This window comes from Priestia sp. 179-F W1.4 NHS, from assembly GCF_045369295.1.
Taxonomy (GTDB): Bacteria; Bacillota; Bacilli; order Bacillales; family Bacillaceae_H; genus Priestia; species Priestia zanthoxyli.
On the sequence record NZ_JBIQFF010000016.1, the window covers coordinates 1 to 23,512 of the forward strand.

Consider the following 23,512-nt stretch of genomic DNA (forward strand, 5'->3'; position numbering starts at 1 on the left):
TCGCTTTTAATTTTATTTCTACCGGATAACTGACTCTTGTCCCCATAGAAAAAACACCTCCAAGTTATTGTTAGGTAATACATACCCGTTTTTTAACTTAAAGGTGTTTTTTATTTGTCTCACTCTAGGGGGGCAGTCCCTATTCTAGTGGCTTTTTTGCTTTACATGGTCTATTGATTTTTAGTGTATTTCTATATGTATACAGAACCTGATTGGACTAAAAGAATAATGGTAAAGAGGATTTTATTTATGAACAATAACAATCAGCACGAGTACTTCTATTTATTCAAAATCCCCTCCTTACTTCTTTGTCTGAAGAACATCAATAATTAGGTGTAACAGATACTGTATTGATAATAAAATTACTCCTAAAGTGTTAGATAGAAGGAATCGGTATAGTCATGGTATACTAATAGCAAACATGGAAATGATGGAGGGTATTATGACAAAACGATTAGATTTGCGTGTCGACTTTGCATTTAAATCACTATTTGGCACACATGGAAATGAATCTATTTTAGCTGCTTTTTTGAACGCAGCACTCCGTTTTCCAGATGATAAAAAAATTCAGACGGTGCAGTTATTAGATCCGCATTTTAATAAAGAAAACCAAGAAGATAAACGCTCTATTTTAGATGTACACGCACAGTTAGAGGATGGAAGCCGAGTTAATATTGAAATTCAGCTTAATAACAAGCATGACATGGAAAAACGAACACTCTATTACTGGTCTAAAATGTACAGTAGTCAAATGAAAGAAGGAATGGACTACGGAGAGCTTTGTAAAACGATTACCATTAACATTGTGAACTTCCGTTATTTATCTCATATTCATGATTATCACTCCACTTTTCAGTTATATGAGCGAGAGCAAAAATTACTCTTAACAGATATGCTGGAAATTCACTTTATGGAGCTACCTAAGTTATTAATAAAATGGCGTAACAGAGAGGTAGATCCACGGGAAGATCAGCTTGTGCGATGGTTATTATTACTTGAAGCATCCGAAGATGAAGAAATCACTCAGGTATTGGAGGAGATTGCGATGCAAGAAGATCAAGTATTAAAGAAAGCAATGGACGAGTGGGAACGTGTTAGTCAAGATCCGGAAGTGCTACTAGCATATGAAGCCCGAAGAAAAGCATTATTAGATGAAAAGTCAGCTTTAAAACGAGCTGAGAAACTTGGAGAAGAAAAAGGAAAACAAATAGGTGAAGAAATAGGTGAAAAGAAAGGGATCATAAAGGTGGCCTTAAGTATGATTCAAAAGGGTTTAGATACCCAAACAATCGCTGAATTTACAAACCTTACACCAGAAGAAATTGATAAATTACGTCACCAATAATTACAATTAAAAAAGAGACTGCCTAACAAATTAATTTGTTAGGCAATCTCTTTTTTTAACTTCCTCATTATCAGTACGTCTAATTTGAAGTTTATTGTAATTGAGTTAGCTTATATTTATTATACAGCGTACTAAATGTTATTGCGTACTATAGTAGGAAAATATAAGTCTTATTTTTTTTATTAAATTGAAGACCTTTTCTTATATATCCCCTTTTAAGTTGCACTAGCATTTTTCTTTTTTTTCACAGGTAATCCGTACTTATTAGAGTTTTCTTTTATTTTTTTTGCGATTTCTTGTGCTTCTTCTTTCGTCATTTTCATACAAAAGACTCCTCTCATGTTCTAGTATTATAAGTTTTTTCCACTATCTCAAAAAATATACATGCTCCTCCCTCCCCTGCCATATACATGTTTTAGGTATGTACAAAAAGTCATTGTCCTAGAGATAATTTTAGATTTTAGGAGTGATTATGTGAGAGTAGAAGAGAAGAAAAGAAAAATTCGAAGTGACAAAAAACGAGATGTAAAACCATCACTTCCAATTGATCTTAAAGAATGTGTTTATCGATTGTCTTACATTACAAATACGCCTGTAAAAAATGTAATTGAATCAATTTGTATATCAGGCCTTGCTTCTTCAAAAGTAATGAACTATCTATCAAATTATTTTAGAAGAGGATTTAGCTTTGGCAGCACTGTGTATATGGGAGATATGTCCAAAGAGCCAATTAGACATCTATACAAGAATATTGAGAAAGAGCGTGTCTCTACGCGCTTAAAAGATGGACATGGAGAAACGTATGATATTCTGAAACGCTTAGCCTATGCTTTAGATTGCTCTCCTGCATTAGCAGCATCTTTCTTAATTGAAGCAAGTATAAGGAATTCAGATTTTGTTGATGAATACATGACTCGGCATTTAGAAGAAGAATTGGACCAGGGGAGGATAAAAGAGTTAAAAGAAGTCCTAAAATTCATCAATAAAAATAACCCTTATAAGGAAGAGTACAGTTTACACAATCTAATTTCTTATATTATGGATGAACTAAAGGTAGGAGCAACTAGCTTAGGGTCTTCTGTACAAAACTGGTTAGAAAGTATACAGAATAAAAAATAATTCAATAAAAAACCTTTGAATCTAAGATTCAAAGGTTTTTTGCTTGTCTTTTATTTCATTATATAAAATTTTTGCGCCTAACGGACTTAGAACCATGCTATTTGCATATCTACGGTTTTGAGGCGTTATCTCACCTGTAATCAGACATTCATTAGATTCTCTGTATTTTTTTATCTCTATATGATCATCTTCCAATAAAATCTCTACTTCATCATCTTTATCTATATCCATTAGATTTCTTAACTCAATGGGAATTACTATGCGCCCCACTGCATCTATCCTTCTCAACGTACTTAGTCCTTTCATGCTGACTCTCCTTTTATATGTTCATAAGCACAACTTTCATATTATACTATAAATGTATAATATGACCAATAATAAATGTGCAAACTAGATTTTAGGATACAGTTTTAAAACTTTGTCTTAGATTGCTCTTGTACGTAAGTACACGTATTTGCATGTTCACGGGAAAAGAAATGATCTTGTTTATGATAAACTTTCACTCCACAAGAGGGGCAAGCAAAGAAACCCACTTTAGGACCTTGAGTCACTTCATGTGCATAAAACTCACCAGTTGTTTCAAACATCACTACATGGTTCGCTTTCTCAATCTTAGCTCTCATACAAGCATCTCCCACCTTATTTTAAGTTTAATTCCATAATAAGGGTTAATAGTGTAAATTGTAAAAGAAAAAGTATATAACTATATTTGCAGAAAAAAGCTGCATGCCCATGCCATTTATACATGAGAATGCTGCTTTTTATTTTAATTCTGCACTAAACGAACTCCTTCCAATCCATAGCTATATACATTCGCTAACCTTATAAAACTTTTATGCGAATATATAATTGAACGTTCATAAAAGTGTATACACTTATGAAAACGTTCGTAATTTGTTTTTAAATTAAAACGAACTATAAAAGTGATAGGTTTCATATAAAAAAACACACAGTCCGTAAAGGTATACTTTTACGGACTATAAAATTTTTTATTCTATTTAATAAGTAGAGAAACGTCCTCAAAGGAGATCTTTAATTTTAAATAGAGCAAGAATAATTAATGCGAATTTCAGCGTTTTAAATTTTTTTATTTTTACTATCATCAATCCTTCAAGATCCTGCTATCATAAAAATTGTTATTGAAAAAAAAGAAGGTTCCTTGTCGAATGTTAAGGAACCTTCTTTTTTTCATTATCTAAGTTTCTTTTCAACAATTTCATCCTGAAGTTTTTCAATAAAGCTATCTAAATTGAAAGTTTCAGACTTTTCCTCACCGTGTTTTCGTACATTTACGGAGTTGCTTTCCATTTCCTTATCTCCTAATACCAAAATATAAGGAACCTTCGCCACTTGAGCTTCTCGAATCTTATATCCGAGCTTTTGTTCTCGAGTATCTAATTCTACTCGAATCCCTTTCTTTCCTAGAGCTTCTTTAATCTCTTGTGCATATTCCTGATGAACCTTTAGGGAAACTGGAATAACCTTTACCTGTACAGGTGCCAACCATGTTGGGAAGACACCTCCAAAGTGCTCAATTAAAATGCCAAAGAAACGGTCAAGAGATCCAAAAATAGCACGGTGAATGACAACCGGACGCTGTTTTTCGTTCTTTTCATTAATATAATTTAAATCAAATTTTTCTGGAAGCTGGAAGTCTAATTGAATTGTTGCACATTGATGACTTCTTTTTAAAGCATCCTTAATATGAAAATCGATTTTAGGACCATAAAATGCTCCGTCGCCTTCATTAACTTTATAGTTGAAGTTCAAACTTTTTAATACGTTTTCTAAAGAACTTTCAGCAAGTTCCCATAAGCTATCCTCTCCCATTGAGTCTTCTGGTCGAGTTGAAAGTTCAATACTATATTCAAAACCAAATGTTTTGTAGATATAATCCACTAATTCAATGACCGATTTAATTTCACTTTCAATTTGTTCAGGAGTAACAAAGATATGAGCATCGTCCTGACAAAACGTACGTACTCTTAATAATCCATTTAGAGCCCCACTGAATTCGTGACGGTGAACTTGACCGAATTCTCCCATTCGAATGGGTAAATCTCTATAGGAATGGAGCTTATTTTTAAAGATAAGCATATGACCAGGACAGTTCATGGGCTTTAGTGCAAATTTAGCATTATCCACTTCTGAAAAATACATATTATCCTTATAATGATCCCAGTGACCAGACTTTTCCCATAATTGTTGATTCATCATAAAAGGAGTACGTACTTCCTCATAATGATGCTTTTCTTGAACGGATCGCAGGAACTGCTCCAGCTGATTTTTAACCATTTGTCCTTTAGCTAAATAAAAAGGCATTCCTGGTGCTTCATCAGAAAACATAAATAATTCTAGTTCATTTCCCAATTTTCGATGGTCTCTTTTAGCTGCTTCTTCTAGAAACATTACATACTCATTTAACTGTTTTTGAGAACGAAAAGCCACGCCATATACACGTTGTAACATTTGGTTATCGCTGTTACCTCTCCAGTATGCCCCTGATACTTTTGTTAATTTAAACGCCTTAACCATTCCAGTAGAAGGAAGATGTGGGCCTCGACATAAATCGAAAAATTCCCCTTGTTTATAAATCGTAACTGTTTCATTCATAGGGATATCACGTAATAATTCGAGTTTCAACTCGTCGTTTATCTCGCTAAATATTCTTTCAGCTTCACTGCGTGTCACTTCAGTACGTTCAATAGGATGATTTTCATTAATAATTTTCTTCATTTCATGTTCAAGTTGTAGTAACTCATTAGAAGCAATCGTTGTAGAAAGATCCATATCGTAATAAAATCCATCTTCAATAACTGGTCCTACACCTAATTTTACACTCTTATGTACTCTTTTTACTGCCTGAGCAAGTATGTGAGCTGTTGTATGCCTCATAATTTCCAGACCTTCTTCAGAATCTACTGTTAAGATTTCAATTTCTGCATCTTGATTAATAGATCGATGCAAGTCATATAATTCTCCATTTACTTTACCGGCAACGGCTTTCTTCTTTAGGCTAGAACTAATCGATTCTGCAATAGCATGTAATGTAATACCTTTTGAAAATTCTTTCTCATTTCCATCTAAAAAGCGAATTTGAATTAAATCTTTACTCATGATAACCTCTCCTATTTAAATAAAGTCAAAAAAAAACATACTCATCCCTAAGTAAGGGACGAGTATGTTTTCACACGTGGTACCACCCAAATTCCCATCAATATAAATATATCGATGGCTCTGGTGCTGTAACGTCGCAAACGTTATTAATTACTACTAGTTCACTAATAAAGCTCCAAGGTGGTAAATTATTTCTCTTTCTTAAGGGCTCACAGCCAAAGACCCTATTCTCTGCAAAGAAGTATAAAAATAATTCATGTCCTTTTCGTTGCTTATCTATTTATTTTTGAACATAAAAAACCGCACTCATCCCTCTAACAGGGACGAGTGCGGTCGTGGTACCACCCTAATTTTATAAAACACTAAAAGTGTTATATTCTCAAAAAGATAACGGATTTCCCGATTGAGGTTACTCTATCTACATATTTCCCCACAATAGCTCCAAGGTGGTAAATTATTTCTCTTTCTTAAGGGCTCACAGCCAAAGGCCCTATTCTCTGTAAAGAAATATAAAAATAATTCGTGTCCTTTTCAACGCTCAACATGTTCATTTCCAATAAATAGAATTATAATTTATATTATTTGTAAATGTCAATACTTAATTCTAAATATGTAATTAATTAGATATTTTCATTTAAAAAGATGGCTTATTGGTACGGCTATTTTTATCTATATTTTTTGTGTTGTACACTAGTAAATATCCAAAGATACTTATAATACCAAACATAACACCGAACATTGTGAACATTATTTCACTTCTCAAAACTCCTAGTAATGTACCTGACACAAGAGGGCCTATAGACATACCGATATATCTCACAAAGTTAAATACTCCCATAGCACTAGCTCGATTTTGCTCAAATTGATGAGTCAATATAGTTGCATAGGAAGGTGTTAAAATACCAATTCCCATCCCATAAATGAATAGGCTTAGTGACATAAGGGATAAGGAAGCAGTATGTGTGAGTCCAAATCCTATAATACTAAAAGCGATTAAAAAATTAGTAAAGGTAAATACATTTATAAGAGAAATCTTCTTTTGAATGTATTTGAATAATAGGCTTCCGGCTATAAGGCTTAGCGTCATAGGAAGATAAAGCAAGCCAACAAGTTTTAGGTTTAGATGGTAGTGGTCTGTTAATAAAACGGGGAGATAAACCAGGATAGAAAAGTAAATCAAAAAGTTCAAGAAGCTTAATGACAACAATACACTTCCCATCTTATCCTTCGCCATTACAAGGTAAAAATGAAGACCGTTCCTCTTGCTTGTCTTGTGCTTTTTCTGGTCTTTAGGAAAAAACAACATATTGATAATAAGTAAAAGAATAGATATACCCACTAATGACCAGAAAACACCATCATAATTGTATCGGTCTCCTATAAATCCTCCTAAAATAGGAGCTACTGCAGGAGCAATAGATAACAAGGTTTGATAAGTTCCCATAGCACTACCACGTTCTTCCCCATCAAAAAGATCCGTTATTGTAGCAGCTGCAATCAATGGAATGGCTGCGGTTCCGAGGGCTTGCAAAGATCGAAAAACAAGAAACAATGTAAAGTTACTCGTAACAGCACACCCAATACTAGCCAACACTGTAAGTATGAGATTAGGGAGAAGAATAAGACGACTTCCTTTAAAGTCAAGAATAGTCCCGTAGACTATTTGCATAATAGCTGTAATAAAGATGAACAATGAAACAGTTAAATTAACTAATGTTGTGCTTACATCAAATGAATCCTTAATTAACGGAATAATAGGCGAATAAATATTTTGATTTAAAGATGCAAAAAATGCACTTATACAAACGACGTATAAGATAAAAATAGGTTTTGTATTTGTATGTCCCATATAAATCTCCTACCTTGTAAATAAGTTTTTCCATATAAAAGTATGTTTGACATTCTAAAAGCACCTAATGTGTCTATTCTTGTCTTAATTTATTAATCATAGTTTCAAGGAACTCTAATATAATTTTTTGTTTGTCATCAGAGAAATCATCAATTAAATCATAAAATTGTCGTTTCCTTCTGCTATGTAGTTTTTCGTGAAGTTCGAAAACTTGTTTTCCTTTTGCTGTTAACTTAAAGTAGACCTCTTTTTTATTGTCTGCCAATTGGAATCTTTTAATTAACTCATCTTTCGTTAACGTTCGGGTAATTTTCGTGATATTTGCTTTAGATAAATTCATCCTAGTCGCAATCCCTATGTTATTTATAGGTCCATTATTTCCAATGCATTCAATCACGTGGATGCTGCTCATGTTACTGGGTAATGTTCCTATTTCGTTCAGTTCTTTTTCATCAAGATAATCAAAAAAAGTTTGGGAAACTGAATCAGCTTTTTGTTCGTTCAGGTGTAATAATTGCAAATAATTTTCGTATATTAACTGTTTAGATAATAGAGACATATTAGTTCCTTACCTTTCTAATGTATAAATAATTAATGTTCACCAGTAAACATTATACTACTAATAAGCTATTAAATGAATGTAAAATCTCTATTTTATACAATAAAATCAGATTTCATAGTAATTAAAACCTACTATATTTGCAGAAAAAACGCTTATAAATTTACAAAATAAAGAAAAAACATTGACTTTTACAAATATTTGGATTTAAAATAGTTTTTGTTTACTAGTGAACATTAATCGTTTAATCATAGGAGTTGAAATAGCTATGTCACAAATTCTTTTAGAAAAAATAGCTAAGCCTTTATTTGCTATTGAACCCTTATCACAAAATTGCCAGAGAATTTTTGAAAGAAGAAACCACATATTAATCGGAATTAGCCCCTTTAACAGTAGATTTTCAGAAGAATATATTTATCGACTAATTGAGTGGAGCATTAAAGAGTTTAAGGATGTCTCTGTTCTCTTAGCTGGAAATGAGGCCGCAAACCTTTTAGAAGCTTTAGGAACTTCTAGGGTGAAAGCTGAGCGTAAAGTGAGAAAAGAAGTAAACAGAAATCGTCGATTTGCCGAAAGAGCTCTCAAAGCTCATGGTGGTAACCCTGAAGCTATTTATACATTTTCAGACTTTCTTACTCAACCGGTATATTGTGATATGCGCACTAAGATTGAAGAAAGTTTTTTACATCAACCAAACTTTCAAAATGCTTGTTTAGAAATGTCACATGCAGCAATTGTAGGAAGAGCATCTGGAACAAATATGGATATTTCAGTTATTACTTCAGAAATGTTACATAATGCTGTGCAATATGTTTTGGCTGAACTGCCGTTCTTTATTGGAGCACCTAACATCTTGGGTATTCAAGAAACTGTACTTGCTTACCATAAACCTTGGAAACTAGGTGAACAAATAAAAGATGAGCAATTTTCAATTAGAATGCAACAAAATCAAGGATATATAACTGTCGATGAAATTCATTAAATTTACACCTTTAAACTTTTAGGAGGAACCGTCTTGAATACATCATTTAAAACCTTTAGTATCTTATCAGAACAGTTTCATCAAGATCCATACCGATATTTTTCAGAACTTCGCGATTTCGATCCTATCCATTATGAGCAAAATATTGATAGCTATTTTATTAGCCGATATAAAGACGTGAGGTATGTATTACAGAATACAGAAATCTTTACGACTAAATCTCTTGCTAAACGTGCGGAACCTGTAATGCGTGGACCTGTCCTTGCACAAATGAAAGGAAAGGAACATACAGCAAAACGTAAAATTGTAGTAAAAAGCTTTATAGGTGATTCACTTAAGAGACTCATTCCTTTAATTAAAGAAAACGCAGAAGTGTTATTATCACCACACTTAAGTAAAGGTAGAATTGACTTAGTTAACGATTTTGGAAAAACTTTTGCTGTATATGTCACGATGGATATGCTAGGACTTAACAAAAAAGATCATCAACTTATCGCAGATTGGCATAGTGGAGTTGCTAACTTTATCACTACTATACAGTTGTCATCTGAAGAACGTTCTCATTCATTATGGTGCAGTGAACAACTAGCAAACTACCTTTTACCCATTATAGAAGAGCGTCGACAAAACCCAAAATCAGATCTCATTTCAATATTATGTAAGTCTGAGTATGAAGGAGTTGAGATGTCCGACACGAACATTTTGGCACTTATCCTTAATGTACTATTAGCAGCTACCGAACCTGCAGACAAGACATTGGCTTTATTGATGTATTATTTATTAAATAATCCGTTACAAATGCAAGATGTGATGGAAGATCGTTCATTATTATCAAGAGCAATTGCCGAAACTCTAAGGTTTAAACCACCAGTACAACTTATACCAAGGCAATTATCGCAAGATGCGAAAATTGCCGATAAATTACTACCTAAAGGTTCAACAGTATTCTGTATGATTGGAGCTGCCAATCGAGATCCTGAAGCATTTGATAATCCTGATACTTTTAACATTCACCGTCCAGACCTTGACGTTAAAACTGCGTTTACAGGTATTGCTCGACATGTGGCTTTCGGTTCTGGCATACATAATTGTGTAGGAGCAGCATTTGCAGGAACAGAAATTGAAGTAGTAGCTAACATTGTTTTAGATCAACTAAAAAATATGAAATTAGAAGAAAGTTTCCAGTACAAAGAAAGTGGTCTTTATACACGTGGACCTGTTTCTCTTCCATTGACGTTTGATCCTATTAAAGAGTAAGTTGTTAACTTTCAGACAATTAGATAAGTGGACTTACGGCGTGCTCATTAGGCATGTCGTAAGCCTATTTCTATATTTGTTTGGTCCACTCATTTAAAAATTTTATAATTACCTTTAATTCTACGTCTGAAAACTTATTAAGTAATTCTTCATACCTTTCATTTGCTATTTCATGCATTTTATCATGAATAGTGGCTAACTCTTCCCCTTCCTCTGTTAAAGAGTAAAAGGTTTCCCTATTATTATTAGCATTTTTGTGAGCCGTAACGATGCCATACTGCAAAAGAGTATTAATAGCCTTAGATATTGCAGCTTTTGAGATATTAAGTTCTTTAGAAAGAAAAGCATTGTTTACATACTTATCTTTATTTATTAATGAAACAATATGTAATTGAGTAATTGTCCATTTTTTATTTGTATTATTTACACTTTGAGTTAGTTTGTTAGCTAACACTTTCCTACTTTGGACCTTTTTTTCTCTAGTCATAATTAAACACTCAATAGCTTGAAACGCTTGTTTCTGAAGAGCTTCCATACGAAACCCACCTTCTTTAATATAATTGTTAACTGGTTAACTATATAAAATAGTTTACTGGTTAATAATTTTGTTGTCAAGTTCATTTAGTTTAGTCTTTTTCTATATTATAACTTCTCGGTAGCTTATACTATCTTTATTTATAAAAAAATGATGTATAAATAGTCCCCTTTTTATGCATCATTTCCTCAATTACCTATAAAGAGAACTCCGTCATATCAACGATGTATAAAAGCCTGCATAATCGATAAAATTCTTCTTTCTGTGATCGCTTCATTATCAAGGGTTCCTTTTTGTGATGTGTTCCGGAAAGAGTGATTATGTTAACTAACGTTGTATATGATATGCATGATGAAAGAAACTCAATTATTTGATAAAATGGAAATATATTGATTATAAGAGATTGAAATAGGAAAGAGAGAGGACTATATAAATGCTTGGGGAAACCTTTACACTTTTTAGACCCATTTATTATTTAATAACTATATTTTTAGTATGTAATTTTGTATATGTAGTTTTTTTGAGCAATAAAATCAAAGCTAATAGCTATGTACTATTCAATTCTTTATTCTTTGTAATAATTGGAGCGATGTTATTATTTCAACAAGTAATAATTGTAGATGAAACTAATCAATCAGGAGATCCAGTAATTTTTGATTTAACGATCTTATTTGTAGTTTTATTTATAGCTAGCTTTATCTTTAGGAATATAAAAAAGAGGAAAGTCTAAACTTTCCTCTTTTTTTGCGTTATTGCCGATAAAATCCATTATGGTAACTAACCTTGTATATGGTATACATTATAAAAAATATTTTATTTTTTTAAAAAAATGAAGATAGTGAAACTTTTCGTGTGTCGAGACGACTCTAATTAATGAAAGGAGTGGTAATACTGTGAAACATGATATACATACAGTAAAAAAAGCAATTAGTGGAGACGCTAAGGCTTTTGAAGAATTACTTTTCCAAGAAGAGAAAATGCTTTATTATAAAGCTCTTTCTTATGTTGGAACAAAGGAAGATGCTCTTGATGTCATACAAGAAACAGCATGTAAAGCATTTTTGGCGATAGGTAAATTGAGAGAACCAGAGTATTTTTCAACTTGGCTATTTAAAATTCTTATACGAGAGTGTTACAAGCTATTAAAGAAACGGGAACAAATCGTGCCTTACGAAGAGCATGAATTGTTAAAGAGGTTAGATGAGAAACAAGAAAGAGAAATTGAATCTTTTCATTTAAGTGAGGCATTATCTAAGCTTAATTCATCTTATCAAACATCTATTATCTTATTTTACTATCACGATCTATCCATTCAGGATATTTCGGATGTGATGGAGAAACCAATTGGTACAGTAAAAACGTATCTACGTAGAGCAAAGAAAAAATTGAGAAGTGAATTAGAAAGGAGCTATAAATTAAATGAAAGAATCTCGTGAGCAGGTAGAAAAATTTCCTAAAGAACAGGTTCGATTAGCTATTCAAGCAGGTCTTAGCCAAGCAGAATCACAAATGAATAGCAACAAGATAAGTTATAAATATAGCCATAAAATTAGCAATAAAAAAAGAAAAGGCTTATATGCTATGTCTAGTGTGGCAGTCGCTTTTGGACTATTAGTTGCTTCTTCTTATCAATCTCCAGCTCTAGCAAGCACCTTGTCTCAAATACCTGTTATCGGTTCTATTTTTGCAGATTCTAATTATGTTGGTTTGAAACAAGCTCAGAAAAATGGGTTAGTCAGCCAAGTTGGAGAGACACAGACTGTCAATGGAATCTCTGTGACGCTTGAAGAAATTTTATACGACCAAAGTGGCATTAGACTTAGTTATATTATAAAATCAGACAAAAAGTTAGAAGAATACTGTTGCGGTAGTGGAATGGATTATACTGTGAATGGGAAGACAATTGGTGGATCGGGTGGATATGAAGAAAAAGTCCAATCTCCTACAACTCGAACCGCCATTCAGGAAATAAACATATCTAAAGATATGCCAAATGCTTTTGAGCTTGGATTAATCCTGCATGGACAAAACGGAGAAACGTGGTATTTCTCAAATCCAGTCAAAAAAATTAAAGATGTTAAGAAGGTTCCAATACATTATTCACAAAATGTAGACGGCATTGGCCTTAATATTGATGACTTATCCTTCAGTAAAACGGGGACTAGTATATCTTATGAGAGTTCTGAAAAAGGAGAGGACTTCGAAGCAAGTAGAGCTGGAAATATAGAGCTTAAAATAGTTGATCAAGATGGTAAAAAGATTAAGAGTTATTCAGGTGGAGCAGAAGGTAGACAAGTAAAAGATAAACTAGTGTTTACCAGTAATAAAAAGTTTGACCCACTCAGCTCAAACGTTACCGAATTGACTGTTACTCCTTATTTATTCCTTCCGTCACAAGGTGGAGGAGTGGAGTACGATGAAAATGGTGAGTCAAAAGAGATAGGATTTAAGGGTGGTTCTTCAAAACCTGTTAAATTTAAATCTTTTAAAGTAAAGATACCTCAGTAATTATACGCAGCTTTTAAGAAATAATTTTTAGTTCTTAAAAGCTGCATTAATTATAGGAACAGAACTCATTGTCCCTTTGCGCTACAAAAGGGTTAGTGAGTTCTGTTCCTATAATCTGGATTATGTTGACTAGAAATGAATAGCATCGGCAAAGCATTTTAAGCTTTATATTGTAAAGTTACTTGTTTGTTTTACGATAATCTCTGAAATAATAGATTATAAAAATTGAAATAAAGAAACCAATGAAAAGTCCGATAAGACTTTCTATTTGAATATCTTTATCTCCAATTATTTGACCATAAATTATTCTAAATATAATACCAATAAAAGAGAGAACAGCAGCTATGTAAACGCTAGAATATAATTGACAGTTTTTGCTCAATGTAATTTTACACTTTTGCTTCAATAAGCTAGAACTCTAGTAAAATAATAGAATGTGTTATTTTACTGGGGGGACAGCGTCTTGGAGGAGAAGTTAATGCTTTATTTAAATATTCAACAACTACATCAACGGAAGTTTAAAGTATCTCAAATTGCACAGGAGCTCAAAGTATCAAGACCAACCGTTTATAAATATTTAAAAATGACATTTGAAGAGACAAAAGCATACATGGAACAGCTTCAAGGTAAAGGTAAGAAGTTGGATCCCTACAGGGACTGGATTATCGCTTGGCTTGAAGAATACCCTCATCTCAGTGCAGCACAAATCCACGATTGGCTCTTAGAGCGTTATCCCGATTTAGTTGTGGGCGAGAGTACAGTAAGAGCATATGTGAAAGAGATGCGGGAGATTTATCAGATTGAGAAAAAAGTAATAATTCGGCAATATGAAGCAATCCCTGAACAACCTATGGGTAAGCAAATCCAGGTGGATTGGGGAGAAACGAAACAGAAGACAACTGAAAAGAATGAAATCAAACTATATTTCATCGCTTTTGTCTTAGCTCACTCTCGATACAAATACATGGAGTGGCAGGACCGGCCTTTTACAACAAATGATGCCATTCGATGTCATGAAAATGCATTTCAATTTTACGGAGGACGTACAGAAGAAATTGTGTATGATCAGGATCGTTTAATTACAGTAAGCGAAAATTCAGGTCAGCTACTTTTAACTTCTGAGTTTCAAAGCTATGTAAATGAGCGTAAGTTTAAAGTTCATTTATGTCGTAAGGCAGACCCAGAATCAAAAGGAATGATTGAGAATGTTGTAAAGTACATAAAGGGAAATTTCGCAGATAGCCGAGTATTTAGCAATATTGAAGATTGGAATAACCGTGCGTTACAGTGGCTACATCGCACTGGAAATCAACATGTTCATCAGACAACGAAAAAAAGACCAGCTGAAGTGTTCCCCGTCGAAAAGCAACACTTACAGCCCGTCTCTTCACCACTTTCATATGAAAGCGTCATTACCCCAAGTATAACAAGGAATATTAGTAAGGACAATACAATACGGTTCAAATCAAACCGTTATTCCGTTCCTCTCGGAACGTATAGTGCAGCCTCTGATAATGAGGTTTTTATTGAAGTCACTTCGAGCCAACCGCCAACGCTGATTATCCGGAAACAGTTAGAGGGAGAAGTAATTGCTGAACATAGCATTAGTAATGAAAAGGGAAAGCTTATTCAACATCTACATCATATCCGGGATCGCTCAAAAGGTATTGAAGAATTTAAGAAACAACTGGTTTCACATTTTGAAGATCAGGAACGTGCAACTTTTTATTTAAATGAAATTTGTTTAAGATACCCACGGTATCGGCGTGATCAGCTCATAATTATTCAAAACGTCATTGAGAAATACCCAATGTGGATTGAAGACACTTTGACTAAATGCATCATAGATAAACTTTACAGCGCCAATGACTTTCGGGATATCGCAAACCATCAAGATGCATTACAAACTGAATGCACCCAAAAGGTGAAGCCTCCCTTTATAAAACATTCAGGTAAAGACAACATCATAGTGACAACTCGCTCCCTTACTGCTTACACAAGTATTTTAGGGGGTGAACCACAGTGAATAAGACTGTAAATGACTTGCAGGAGCACTTTCGCCAATTAAGGTTATCGGAAACAGCTGAGGAGCTACCAAAGCTCCTACGTGAGGCTGAAAAATCTTCTTGGACGTATTTAGAATTTCTTGAATCTATCACACGTTATGAACTGAGAAAACGTGAAGTAAAGAGTTTAGAAAGAAGAATGAAGTGGGCGCACTTCCCTTACGTGAAGTCATTAAGTGAATTTAATTTAGAAGAGCAAAGAGCTTTAACGGGGCGCCAATTGACCCAGCTCGCAGAGCTAAACTGGCTTGAGCAGCAGTATAATTTAATTTTATTGGGACCGCCAGGCGTTGGTAAAACATTTTTAGCAATCGGTTTGGGAATTGAGTCTATTCACAGAGGTTTCAACGTCTATTTCGTAACTATGGGTGAGCTTATTCATCTTTTAAAAACGGAAGAATTTCTAAATAAATCAAAAGTGCAGCTAAAGCGATTAAGAGGCGCCGATCTGGTCATTATTGATGATTTAATGTATATGGCAATGGATCAGCGAGAAGCAAATTTGTTTTTTCATTTAATTAATCATTTGTATGAACGAAGTTCCATCATTCTCACATCCAATAAAAGCCCTGAACAGTGGGGTGAATTAATGGGAGATCAAGGAATTACCACTGCAATTTTAGATCGTTTACTTCATCGTGTAGAAGTCATTCATATGGATGGAGATAGTTATCGAATGAAACATCGAAAAAGTGTATTTTCAGCAGAAGTGTAAAAAGCAAATAAGCAAAAAGTGTAAAATTCGACTTGACGTCTACAGATCCCTAATAAAATTTATATAACAAGATATCAAAATTTAAAAGGGCAGCTAATCCTCTTTGAAGAAAAGGAGATAAAGGTGAAAGAGTTTAATTTTACAAAAATTGATCTATGAATAAAAAGACTTCTATCTTATGTCTCTTCAAAAGACAAGGTTGCCGATGAGTATAAGAAATATATTTGTTTATCAAATGGCAAAATTATTAGTTGTATAGGAGTTGAATTTCATCCCATCAAATAAGCTTTGATAAAACATATTGTAGTTTACTGTAAAGTAGAGGATGGGAATGAAGGAAGAGCATGATTAAATTTATTTGCCACGAATATAGTACAAATTCATTTTTTTATTGAGACAGATAAAAATACAGTGTTTTTTTATGTTAACTTTAGTTTTCATAAAACAAGGTTAAGAAAAACATCCTCGATTAGAACAGTTTTTATGGGAGTTTAAAGTTAAATAGGCAGCTAATTAAATAAAAAAGAGACCCCCTATAAGGGCGTCTTAAAATAAATTCCCTGTATATTATCTTACATTTTCATATCTACAATAAGTCGTGAATTTAACAAATAATATCTTCCAATTGTCGCTTCCTCAATGGTAATATGGAACTCATTATTCAATTCTATATGAGAAAAACATTGAGTAGCAATTATTTTTCTTTCTTTTACACACCAATGAACTTACTTCAGTTAAAATCTTATCCTAAACGTATAGAACCAACTGCTTAAAGAGAAAGTGACATCATATCATTATAAAATTGCTTATAATCTGTCCAACCTAAAACTTTTATTATTTCATATGCTTTATTCTCTCCATTATCATAGCCTATCAGAGATGTACAAACATCATAAGATCCATTTCGAAGTAATGAATCAAAACATAATTTAACATTATCGTGAAGCTTTTTACCATCTTCATAATGAATAGATTGGTTTCTACCCTCCCAAATTATATCTAGAATGGAAACATTATATCTTTGAGGCATTACTTTACCAGTATCATCAAAAGCTGTCATACACCTTTTTTTGCTATTCACCTTATAAGTTGAGGAAATACCCTGTTTAGCAATCTGCAATAAAGCTTGTGATACAGACTCAAGGGGGCCATTTGTTATAAAGAGAGCATTATTATATGTTCCATCTACTTTATTTACTCTTTCATGACTTTTTCTTGCGGCTATTCCATATCCTGCCGCCTCAGCCATTTCTTTTAAAGACTGTGCTTTATCTGTTTTCCGTTTTTCTATAGCTCCTTGAGCAAGCATTTCTGCTTTTTTCTCGTATAAAGGAATTACAGCCTTTATTGAATCTATTTGCATTTTATCGGCAGCTATCTTACTAATTAGCTCTATCAATCCCTCACATATATATTTAGTCTGCGTTAGATAATCTTCAATAGTTATATTCAAATTCTTCATACTCCTTTAATATATTACAAAATTTCCATCTAAACCTTATTTCTACTTTAAGTTCAGCCACTCCTGCTCCATTGGAGCGAAAAATAAAAAAAGCTCACACTATAGAGAAGATGTGAGCTTAAAGTTAGCTTAAGTTTTTGATTTCAAGTTTTATATAGTAAGCTCAAAATTTAAAGATACAGAGCTAGATCATATTATCAATCGTTTGGCTATACTAAAGAATAAATATTTAAGTTATTTGATATTAACATACGGAAAGTGGTATGTATTCATAGTCTCCTGTTAATAAATCTCTTATTTCTTCTTCTTCAAGAGGAATAAAGTTGATTAAGAAATTTTTACCGTACCTCTGATAGGATTCAACAACTAATTTTTGCTTCACAAGTTCATCTAATGCTTTTTCAATCTCTATAAGATTTTCTTTTTTATGTCTTTTTCTGAATCGAATTTTTGTAGCAAAGTATAAATAATCTCTTGTTACATTATAAGGAGACTTTGTTTCGTAACATATAAGTCTGTCCTTCTGCATTACAAATAATAAATGATAAGAAGCATCTAAGCTTAATTTCTCCACCTTATTTTTGTAGATTCGAACAGTTTGACGTTGAATATAATCTCTATATATAACTTCATTTACATGAATTTCTGCAAATCTTGTACCATTAGGATTTGTGGTAATGTCGACATAATCAAAAATACCATACGCAACTTTTTTATTATGTTCCACCTTTGTCATGCTATAGTGTTTCATCTTTATGATTCGATCTTCTATCGCTCGATAATTACTTGCACTAGCTGTTTGATATAAGGATTTAACAAGATCTCCAATATGAACATTAATAATCTTTTGTGTAGCAAATAATTCATCGCGCTGACTCATTATTTCTAAAAATACTTTATAATCGAAGCGATCTAGATCACTGATTTTTGTGCCTTCTTCTGCATAGTCTTTCTCTATTAGTAATTCATAATTAGTACCATCCTCTAAATTATAAACACTAGAAAAATACTCTTTTCCCTCCATCTCTAATAAAGGATTTTCTATATGTAGTTTTGCTCTTGAATTAGAAAAGAAGGGATTTTCGACAGTAGAAAGAGGGCTTTCGATAATGCATTGATCGATATTTCGTAAAGACGGACTAAGAATGGTTAAACCTATAATAATAGAAATATCCGTATTTATAGCTTTTTTTATTTGCTTATTGGTCTTTTGATGGATATATGGATAATCAGTTAGCAGTGATTCCTCTTCATTGCACCAATCTTTTAATACTTGTATTCTTTGTTTTATGACAACTTCTGGAGAATTTAGATCTCCAAATTGTTGAGAAAAGAGCTCTTTACCATTAGTTTTATAATACGATATAAGTGAATTGTATTCTCCAAGGAGTTCTTTGTTTTTTGTGGATTTTTTTTCTTTATAATCCCTTACGGCGGCATTTAACCATCTTCGTTTTGTACGATTAAGAAAATCTTTCTTTAAAATTCTTATAGTTTCTTGTACATCTTTATCCTTATAATGCTCCTTATAGAGATCCATCACTGTACTCTCTAAGTCACATTCCATATATTCATTAAATACTAATAAGAGGCGTAATTTGGATACCTCATCAATAACTGCACGCATTAATAAAGATAAATAATCCATGTATAATTCCCCTCCTTTATCTTCAGATAAATGGTTCCTATCTTTATGTTAATAAATGTAATGTAGTTTGACTAAAAATCTGCTTTGCTTTGTTTTAACCCAAATAAAACATTTATCTTCGTCTACCTTTAGTTCTTTGTCTTCTCTGCATTTTTAGAATTCGGTATGTATTCTAGTATGTCATTTAGGTTGATCTCTTTTTTCGTTAGCTCATTCAAAGTTACTATCAACTTATCAAGCGTCTGTAAATCTACCCTTTTAGTTTGATTATCACACATTTCATATACAGCATTTGGTCGAACTTTTGCTTCTCTTGCTAACGCATTTCTAGTAATGTCATGCACTTCTAAAACATTGGATAATTTAAATCGTATCATTTCTTCACCTCAAAGTGATTATAACATAAAATGTTTATCGTTTTTTATTTATCGTTTGACAATATAAATTAAATACCTTATAGTTATATCATAAAACGTTAATCGTTATTCGTTAAACAAAGAGGTGAATTTCTAATCTATAGTAATAATGAGTGAACTACTAATTTAAGAAAAGAAAACTTACATTCGGTAGGATTTGTTTCCTTTTACATAACAGAAAATTATTTTCTCGCTTTTAAGAGAAAACCAATTTCCACGCTAGCACTTTGACGTTTTTTAGTTTTAATTTGTTTTGAAAAAGCATGCTAGTCGTATAGCCTCCAATATCTACACCTGAAGAGGTATTATGCTTATAATATTTTCTCAACATTAAATTTTAACCAATGAATGGAATGTTATACTTATAAGGTTTTTAAACACCAGTTTCCCAAAAATTCTTTTATAAATATTTATGATATAATTAATGGCTGTCTATAAAGAACGGCTATGATTTAGGAGGTTTTCATGAGTAAAACAGTTTTAACACAATCAATAAAAGCAAAAGCACATACAGCTCAATATAAAATGCACAAATACTTTGCTAGACGCCCTTATAATGTCTTTCGGAATTTAATTGATCACTACACTGATAGTCAGGATATCGTTCTAGATGTATTTTGCGGTGGAGGGGTTACCATCTTCGAAAGTCTTTACTTGGAACGAAAAGTGATTGGTGTAGACCTAAACCCTCTAGCTACCCTTACCACAGAGATGCAAATAAAGAAAATAGATATAGAAAAAGTTGACATGATGATGAAGGAATTTCTTAAAACACTAGAAGAAAAATATGGTTTTTTATATGAAATGAGCCTTGCAGGAAAAAAGGAAAAGATTGAATGGATAGAGTGGGCATATACAGTTCAATGCCCTACATGCGCAAATGAAATTATTTTATCTGAGGATAATAAGATAAGAAATGGTGTGTATAAATGTCCAAATGAAGCATGTTCTTCTCACATGGGAGTAAAAAGAACAGCCTGTAAGCCACTGGCCAGCGTACCCCTCCGTGTTAAAGTTAGACCGACTGATGGAGAGAAGCCTCTGCTTCATAAGTTGAACGACATGGAAAAAAAGGAAATATTAGCGAAAGATTATATTAAGTATCTCGATAAAGAAATGGTGCTACCAGATGCCCTAATCCCGGAAAATTGGGATCGAACACATGAAGATAAACTGATTGATAAAGGAATAAACAGTTTTAAAGACTTATTTACTGAGAGAAACTATGTGTTAAATGTAATTATCTTTAATGAAATCCTTAAAATGAGAAAAACTCTCTCACACGATGAAGTGGATTGTTTGTACTTTGCCTTTAGTGCTTCTCTTCGATATACAAATAAGATGTCTCGAGTAACAGAAAATTGGGAGAATGGGAATCCCACTTCTATGGATAAGCATGCTTACTGGCTGCCGAATCAATATGTAGAAGTGTCTGTCTTAGATAAATTGAAGAATCGTATGCAAGCAGTCATTAAAGGTCTTACTTATACGAGAGATCATATAAAAAAAGATATTGAGAAAGCCTATAATTTTAGGGAACTACAAAGTAACAAGGACTACATGATTTTAAATCAAAGTTCATCTAATCTCCCTATACCTGATAAGTCAGTTTCTGCAGTAATTACGGATCCTCCTTATGGAAGTAATGTTCAATACGGCGAGCTATCTGCTTTCTGGAATGTTTGGTATAAATACTATCGAAATATAGATTCTTTTATTTATTCTGATCAAGAAGCTATTATGAATAGAAAAAAAAATATCGAAGGCTTTAAAGATCTTGACCACTATGAGGAAACCCTATTTCAAATATTTAAAGAATGTAATCGTGTGCTGAAAGATGATGGTTACCTTGTGTTTACATTTAACAACAAAAATTTGAAAGTCTTTATTGCTCTTCTGAAAGCAGTAGCTAGAGCAGGATTTCATTTACCTACTAACGGCGTAATATTTCAAGATTTTATTGGATCTTATAAAAACACCGCGCACCTTCGCTTCTCGGGTAACATTCATGGAGACTTTATCTATTCCTTTAAGAAAGGTACTCCAGATCTAAATTTAAACTTAGATAATACAGATTATGCTGAATTAATTAAGGTAACAGTAGAAGGGATTTTAGAGAAGTTATTTACAATAAAAGAAACCTATAGAACTACAGAATTGTATGAAGCAATCTTTTCTGAATTAACGAATGTCATTCTAGAGCTTGCTATACATGATATAAATCATAATCAAGATAATCTTGAAAATTTCGAAACCCAATCAAACGAGTTTATTGATAACATTCTTAAAAAAAATTATGTATTCAAAGACGAGATTTGGTGTAAAAAAGAAGGTGAATACTTAAATGCTTAACCTTATAGAAAATATAAATAAATACGATATTTATCAAAATGAAAAATTAAGAGATTTTATCATAAGCTTGGAAAAAAAGTATCCTGTTGTTGATGAAATTGAGTTATTTAAAAATGAAGTTAATTTCTCTAAAAATGCCTCTATAGCATACCATGGATGGTTTAAATATCGTGAAGGATACTCACATGCATTGGTTAGAGAATTAATTAAACGTAGTAGAATTACCACAGAGGAATTTGTTATTGATCCTTTTTGTGGATCAGGAACTACTCTTGTAGAAGCAGCCCTTAATGGTCACCATGGATTAGGGGTAGATATAAACCCAATGTCTGCTTATATTTCTCGAGTTAAGTCTAATAACTATTCAGATTCTGACCTTGATATACTTTCGGAGAATATTGATGCTATATCACATTTAAATGAAGAAAACATTGATTCTATTGACTTAGAGGAATTTCCTTTAATTCGTAAGTATTTTAAAGATACAAATCTCCAACAGTTATTGACAATTAAGTTTTATATTCAAACTATAAAAAATCAAAAAGTGAAAGATTTATTTATGACAGGTTTTCTTTCCATTATTGAAGATTGTTCAGATCGTAAGAGAGATGGAAATGGATTAAAGAAGGCTGTTAGTAAGGTAGAAGATGTATATAATTATTTCTATCAAAAAATGCTGTCGATTCAGTCGGATTTGAGAATTATAAGAGTTAAGTCAGATGCCACAGGTTGGGCGGTAGCAGATAGTTCACTTAATTTAAAACATCATGTCGACTTATATAGTTATAAAACCAAAAAGACCCCAGGAGCTATTATTTTTTCTCCTCCTTATGCAAATTCATTTGATTACTTTGAATCATATAAAATGGAATTAGCAATTGGTGATTTTATTGAAACTACAAGTGACTTAAAAAAATTAAGAGATCGAGCAGTACGTTCCTTTGTAAGTGGTGTATCACTTTCTTTAGATGTTGATTATTATATTGAAGCTATTGCTCAAGAAATTGAAGACTCCATTCCAGAAAAGGAAAGTATAACTGGCAGGAAAGATCATAGAACAAGAAAAGTACCTAAAATGATAAAAGGCTACTTTTATGATATGAAAAATATAGTTGAGCAATGTGCTTTATCTTTACCTAGAGGAAAAAAATGTTACATCGTGGTAGATCAAAGTTCTTATTTAGGGAAGATTATCCCAACTGACCTTTTTCTCGGATATTTAGGGGAAGAAGTAGGATTTAAAGTCAGTGAGATTATCATTTGTCGTCGAGCTAAAACTTCTGGTCAACAAATTCAACGATTCCCCTATCTTTCGGAATCATTAAGAGAAAGCATAGTTGTCCTAGAGAAGCTATAATATATACGCAAAAAAATTCAATACTGAATTATTATTATTTTAAGCGCTACTCGTAGGAGTAGCGCTTTTCGTTATTATTCTGTTTAAATTGAGTAAATTATTTGACATTATTGCGTAAAAAAAATAAAATACACTTTGAGTCTAATTTACACGCGACTTAAGTATTTATACGGAGATAAAAACATATATTAGGAGAATCATTTATGAACAAATTTAACTCTATCT

Annotated in this window: 19 protein-coding genes and 2 other annotated features; of the genes, 10 read left to right on the forward strand and 9 right to left on the reverse strand. The window is 32.6% G+C overall.

Annotated elements, in window-relative coordinates:
• The first annotated feature begins 442 nt into the window (after positions 1–442).
• Together ACH0CI_RS26205 and ACH0CI_RS26210 are read left to right on the forward strand one after the other, a co-directional pair.
• Positions 443–1,345, forward strand: a complete 903-nt coding sequence (locus ACH0CI_RS26205) for an Rpn family recombination-promoting nuclease/putative transposase (RefSeq protein ID WP_047751996.1) — start codon at positions 443–445, stop codon at positions 1,343–1,345.
• 474 nt (positions 1,346–1,819) lie between these two features.
• Positions 1,820–2,464 carry a hypothetical protein gene (locus ACH0CI_RS26210; protein WP_335387699.1) on the forward strand — a complete coding sequence of 215 codons (645 nt, stop codon included), beginning with the start codon at positions 1,820–1,822 and terminating at the stop codon, positions 2,462–2,464.
• 21 nt (positions 2,465–2,485) lie between these two features.
• Here ACH0CI_RS26210 and ACH0CI_RS26215 read toward each other — a convergent pair whose 3' ends face one another.
• From ACH0CI_RS26215 to ACH0CI_RS26235, 5 genes are all read right to left on the reverse strand, one after another.
• Entirely contained in the window at positions 2,486–2,770 is a 285-nt protein-coding gene (locus tag ACH0CI_RS26215; protein ID WP_335387701.1) for an AbrB/MazE/SpoVT family DNA-binding domain-containing protein, read from the reverse strand.
• Between the two features lie 104 nt (positions 2,771–2,874).
• Positions 2,875–3,087, reverse strand: coding sequence for a hypothetical protein (locus ACH0CI_RS26220; RefSeq protein WP_335387703.1), 213 nt, complete (start codon positions 3,085–3,087; stop codon positions 2,875–2,877).
• A 568-nt stretch (positions 3,088–3,655) separates the two neighbouring features.
• A complete protein-coding gene (gene thrS, locus ACH0CI_RS26225; protein WP_406902452.1) occupies positions 3,656–5,581 on the reverse strand; it encodes a threonine--tRNA ligase in 1,926 nt (641 codons plus the stop codon).
• A 51-nt stretch (positions 5,582–5,632) separates the two neighbouring features.
• Positions 5,633–5,859, reverse strand: a binding site (T-box leader).
• A 38-nt stretch (positions 5,860–5,897) separates the two neighbouring features.
• Positions 5,898–6,125 (reverse strand) — a binding site (T-box leader).
• Between the two features lie 90 nt (positions 6,126–6,215).
• Positions 6,216–7,430, reverse strand: a complete 1,215-nt coding sequence (locus tag ACH0CI_RS26230) for an MFS transporter (protein ID WP_098113968.1) — start codon at positions 7,428–7,430, stop codon at positions 6,216–6,218.
• 73 nt (positions 7,431–7,503) lie between these two features.
• Complete coding sequence (locus ACH0CI_RS26235) at positions 7,504–7,989, reverse strand: MarR family transcriptional regulator (RefSeq protein WP_098113967.1); 486 nt, start codon at positions 7,987–7,989, stop codon at positions 7,504–7,506.
• A 268-nt stretch (positions 7,990–8,257) separates the two neighbouring features.
• Here ACH0CI_RS26235 and ACH0CI_RS26240 point away from each other — a divergent pair, with 268 nt between their 5' ends.
• Positions 8,258–8,971: a tRNA-dependent cyclodipeptide synthase gene (locus ACH0CI_RS26240; protein ID WP_098113966.1), complete on the forward strand. Its 714-nt coding sequence runs from the start codon at positions 8,258–8,260 to the stop codon at positions 8,969–8,971.
• Between the two features lie 33 nt (positions 8,972–9,004).
• The gene (gene cypX, locus ACH0CI_RS26245) at positions 9,005–10,228 is read left to right on the forward strand and encodes a pulcherriminic acid synthase (protein WP_098113965.1); all 1,224 of its coding nucleotides are present in this window, start codon (positions 9,005–9,007) and stop codon (positions 10,226–10,228) included.
• 70 nt (positions 10,229–10,298) lie between these two features.
• On the opposite strand, the gene ACH0CI_RS26250 is transcribed toward cypX, so the two are convergent.
• Complete coding sequence (locus tag ACH0CI_RS26250) at positions 10,299–10,763, reverse strand: MarR family transcriptional regulator (protein ID WP_406902453.1); 465 nt, start codon at positions 10,761–10,763, stop codon at positions 10,299–10,301.
• Positions 10,764–11,656: 893 nt separating this feature from the next.
• On the opposite strand from ACH0CI_RS26250, the gene ACH0CI_RS26255 reads away from it, so the two are divergent.
• The 4 genes from ACH0CI_RS26255 to istB all read left to right on the forward strand — a co-directional run bounded on the left by ACH0CI_RS26255 (position 11,657) and on the right by istB (position 16,052).
• Complete coding sequence (locus ACH0CI_RS26255; protein ID WP_048018846.1) at positions 11,657–12,199, forward strand: sigma-70 family RNA polymerase sigma factor; 543 nt, start codon at positions 11,657–11,659, stop codon at positions 12,197–12,199.
• A complete protein-coding gene (locus ACH0CI_RS26260; RefSeq protein ID WP_406902454.1) occupies positions 12,183–13,271 on the forward strand; it encodes a DUF4179 domain-containing protein in 1,089 nt (362 codons plus the stop codon). The genes ACH0CI_RS26255 and ACH0CI_RS26260 overlap by 17 nt, the downstream gene beginning before the upstream one ends.
• Positions 13,272–13,749: 478 nt before the next feature.
• On the forward strand, positions 13,750–15,297 hold the full coding sequence (gene istA, locus ACH0CI_RS26265) for an IS21 family transposase (RefSeq protein WP_205663343.1): 1,548 nt from the start codon (positions 13,750–13,752) through the stop codon (positions 15,295–15,297).
• Positions 15,294–16,052: an IS21-like element helper ATPase IstB gene (istB, locus tag ACH0CI_RS26270; protein WP_221817256.1), complete on the forward strand. Its 759-nt coding sequence runs from the start codon at positions 15,294–15,296 to the stop codon at positions 16,050–16,052. The genes istA and istB overlap by 4 nt, the downstream gene beginning before the upstream one ends.
• A 769-nt stretch (positions 16,053–16,821) precedes the next feature.
• On the opposite strand, the gene ACH0CI_RS26275 is transcribed toward istB, so the two are convergent.
• The 3 genes from ACH0CI_RS26275 to ACH0CI_RS26285 all read right to left on the reverse strand — a co-directional run bounded on the left by ACH0CI_RS26275 (position 16,822) and on the right by ACH0CI_RS26285 (position 19,539).
• Entirely contained in the window at positions 16,822–17,505 is a 684-nt protein-coding gene (locus ACH0CI_RS26275) for a hypothetical protein (protein WP_200508700.1), read from the reverse strand.
• Positions 17,506–17,758: 253 nt separating this feature from the next.
• Positions 17,759–19,162, reverse strand: coding sequence for a hypothetical protein (locus ACH0CI_RS26280; protein ID WP_406902455.1), 1,404 nt, complete (start codon positions 19,160–19,162; stop codon positions 17,759–17,761).
• A 128-nt stretch (positions 19,163–19,290) separates the two neighbouring features.
• Positions 19,291–19,539: a helix-turn-helix domain-containing protein gene (locus tag ACH0CI_RS26285; protein ID WP_224980658.1), complete on the reverse strand. Its 249-nt coding sequence runs from the start codon at positions 19,537–19,539 to the stop codon at positions 19,291–19,293.
• A 504-nt stretch (positions 19,540–20,043) separates the two neighbouring features.
• On the opposite strand from ACH0CI_RS26285, the gene ACH0CI_RS26290 reads away from it, so the two are divergent.
• A complete protein-coding gene (locus tag ACH0CI_RS26290; protein ID WP_224980660.1) occupies positions 20,044–21,930 on the forward strand; it encodes a DNA methyltransferase in 1,887 nt (628 codons plus the stop codon).
• Positions 21,923–23,287, forward strand: coding sequence for a DNA methyltransferase (locus ACH0CI_RS26295; protein WP_224980662.1), 1,365 nt, complete (start codon positions 21,923–21,925; stop codon positions 23,285–23,287). Before ACH0CI_RS26290 ends, ACH0CI_RS26295 begins: the two co-directional genes overlap by 8 nt.
• Positions 23,288–23,512: the final 225 nt, after the last annotated feature.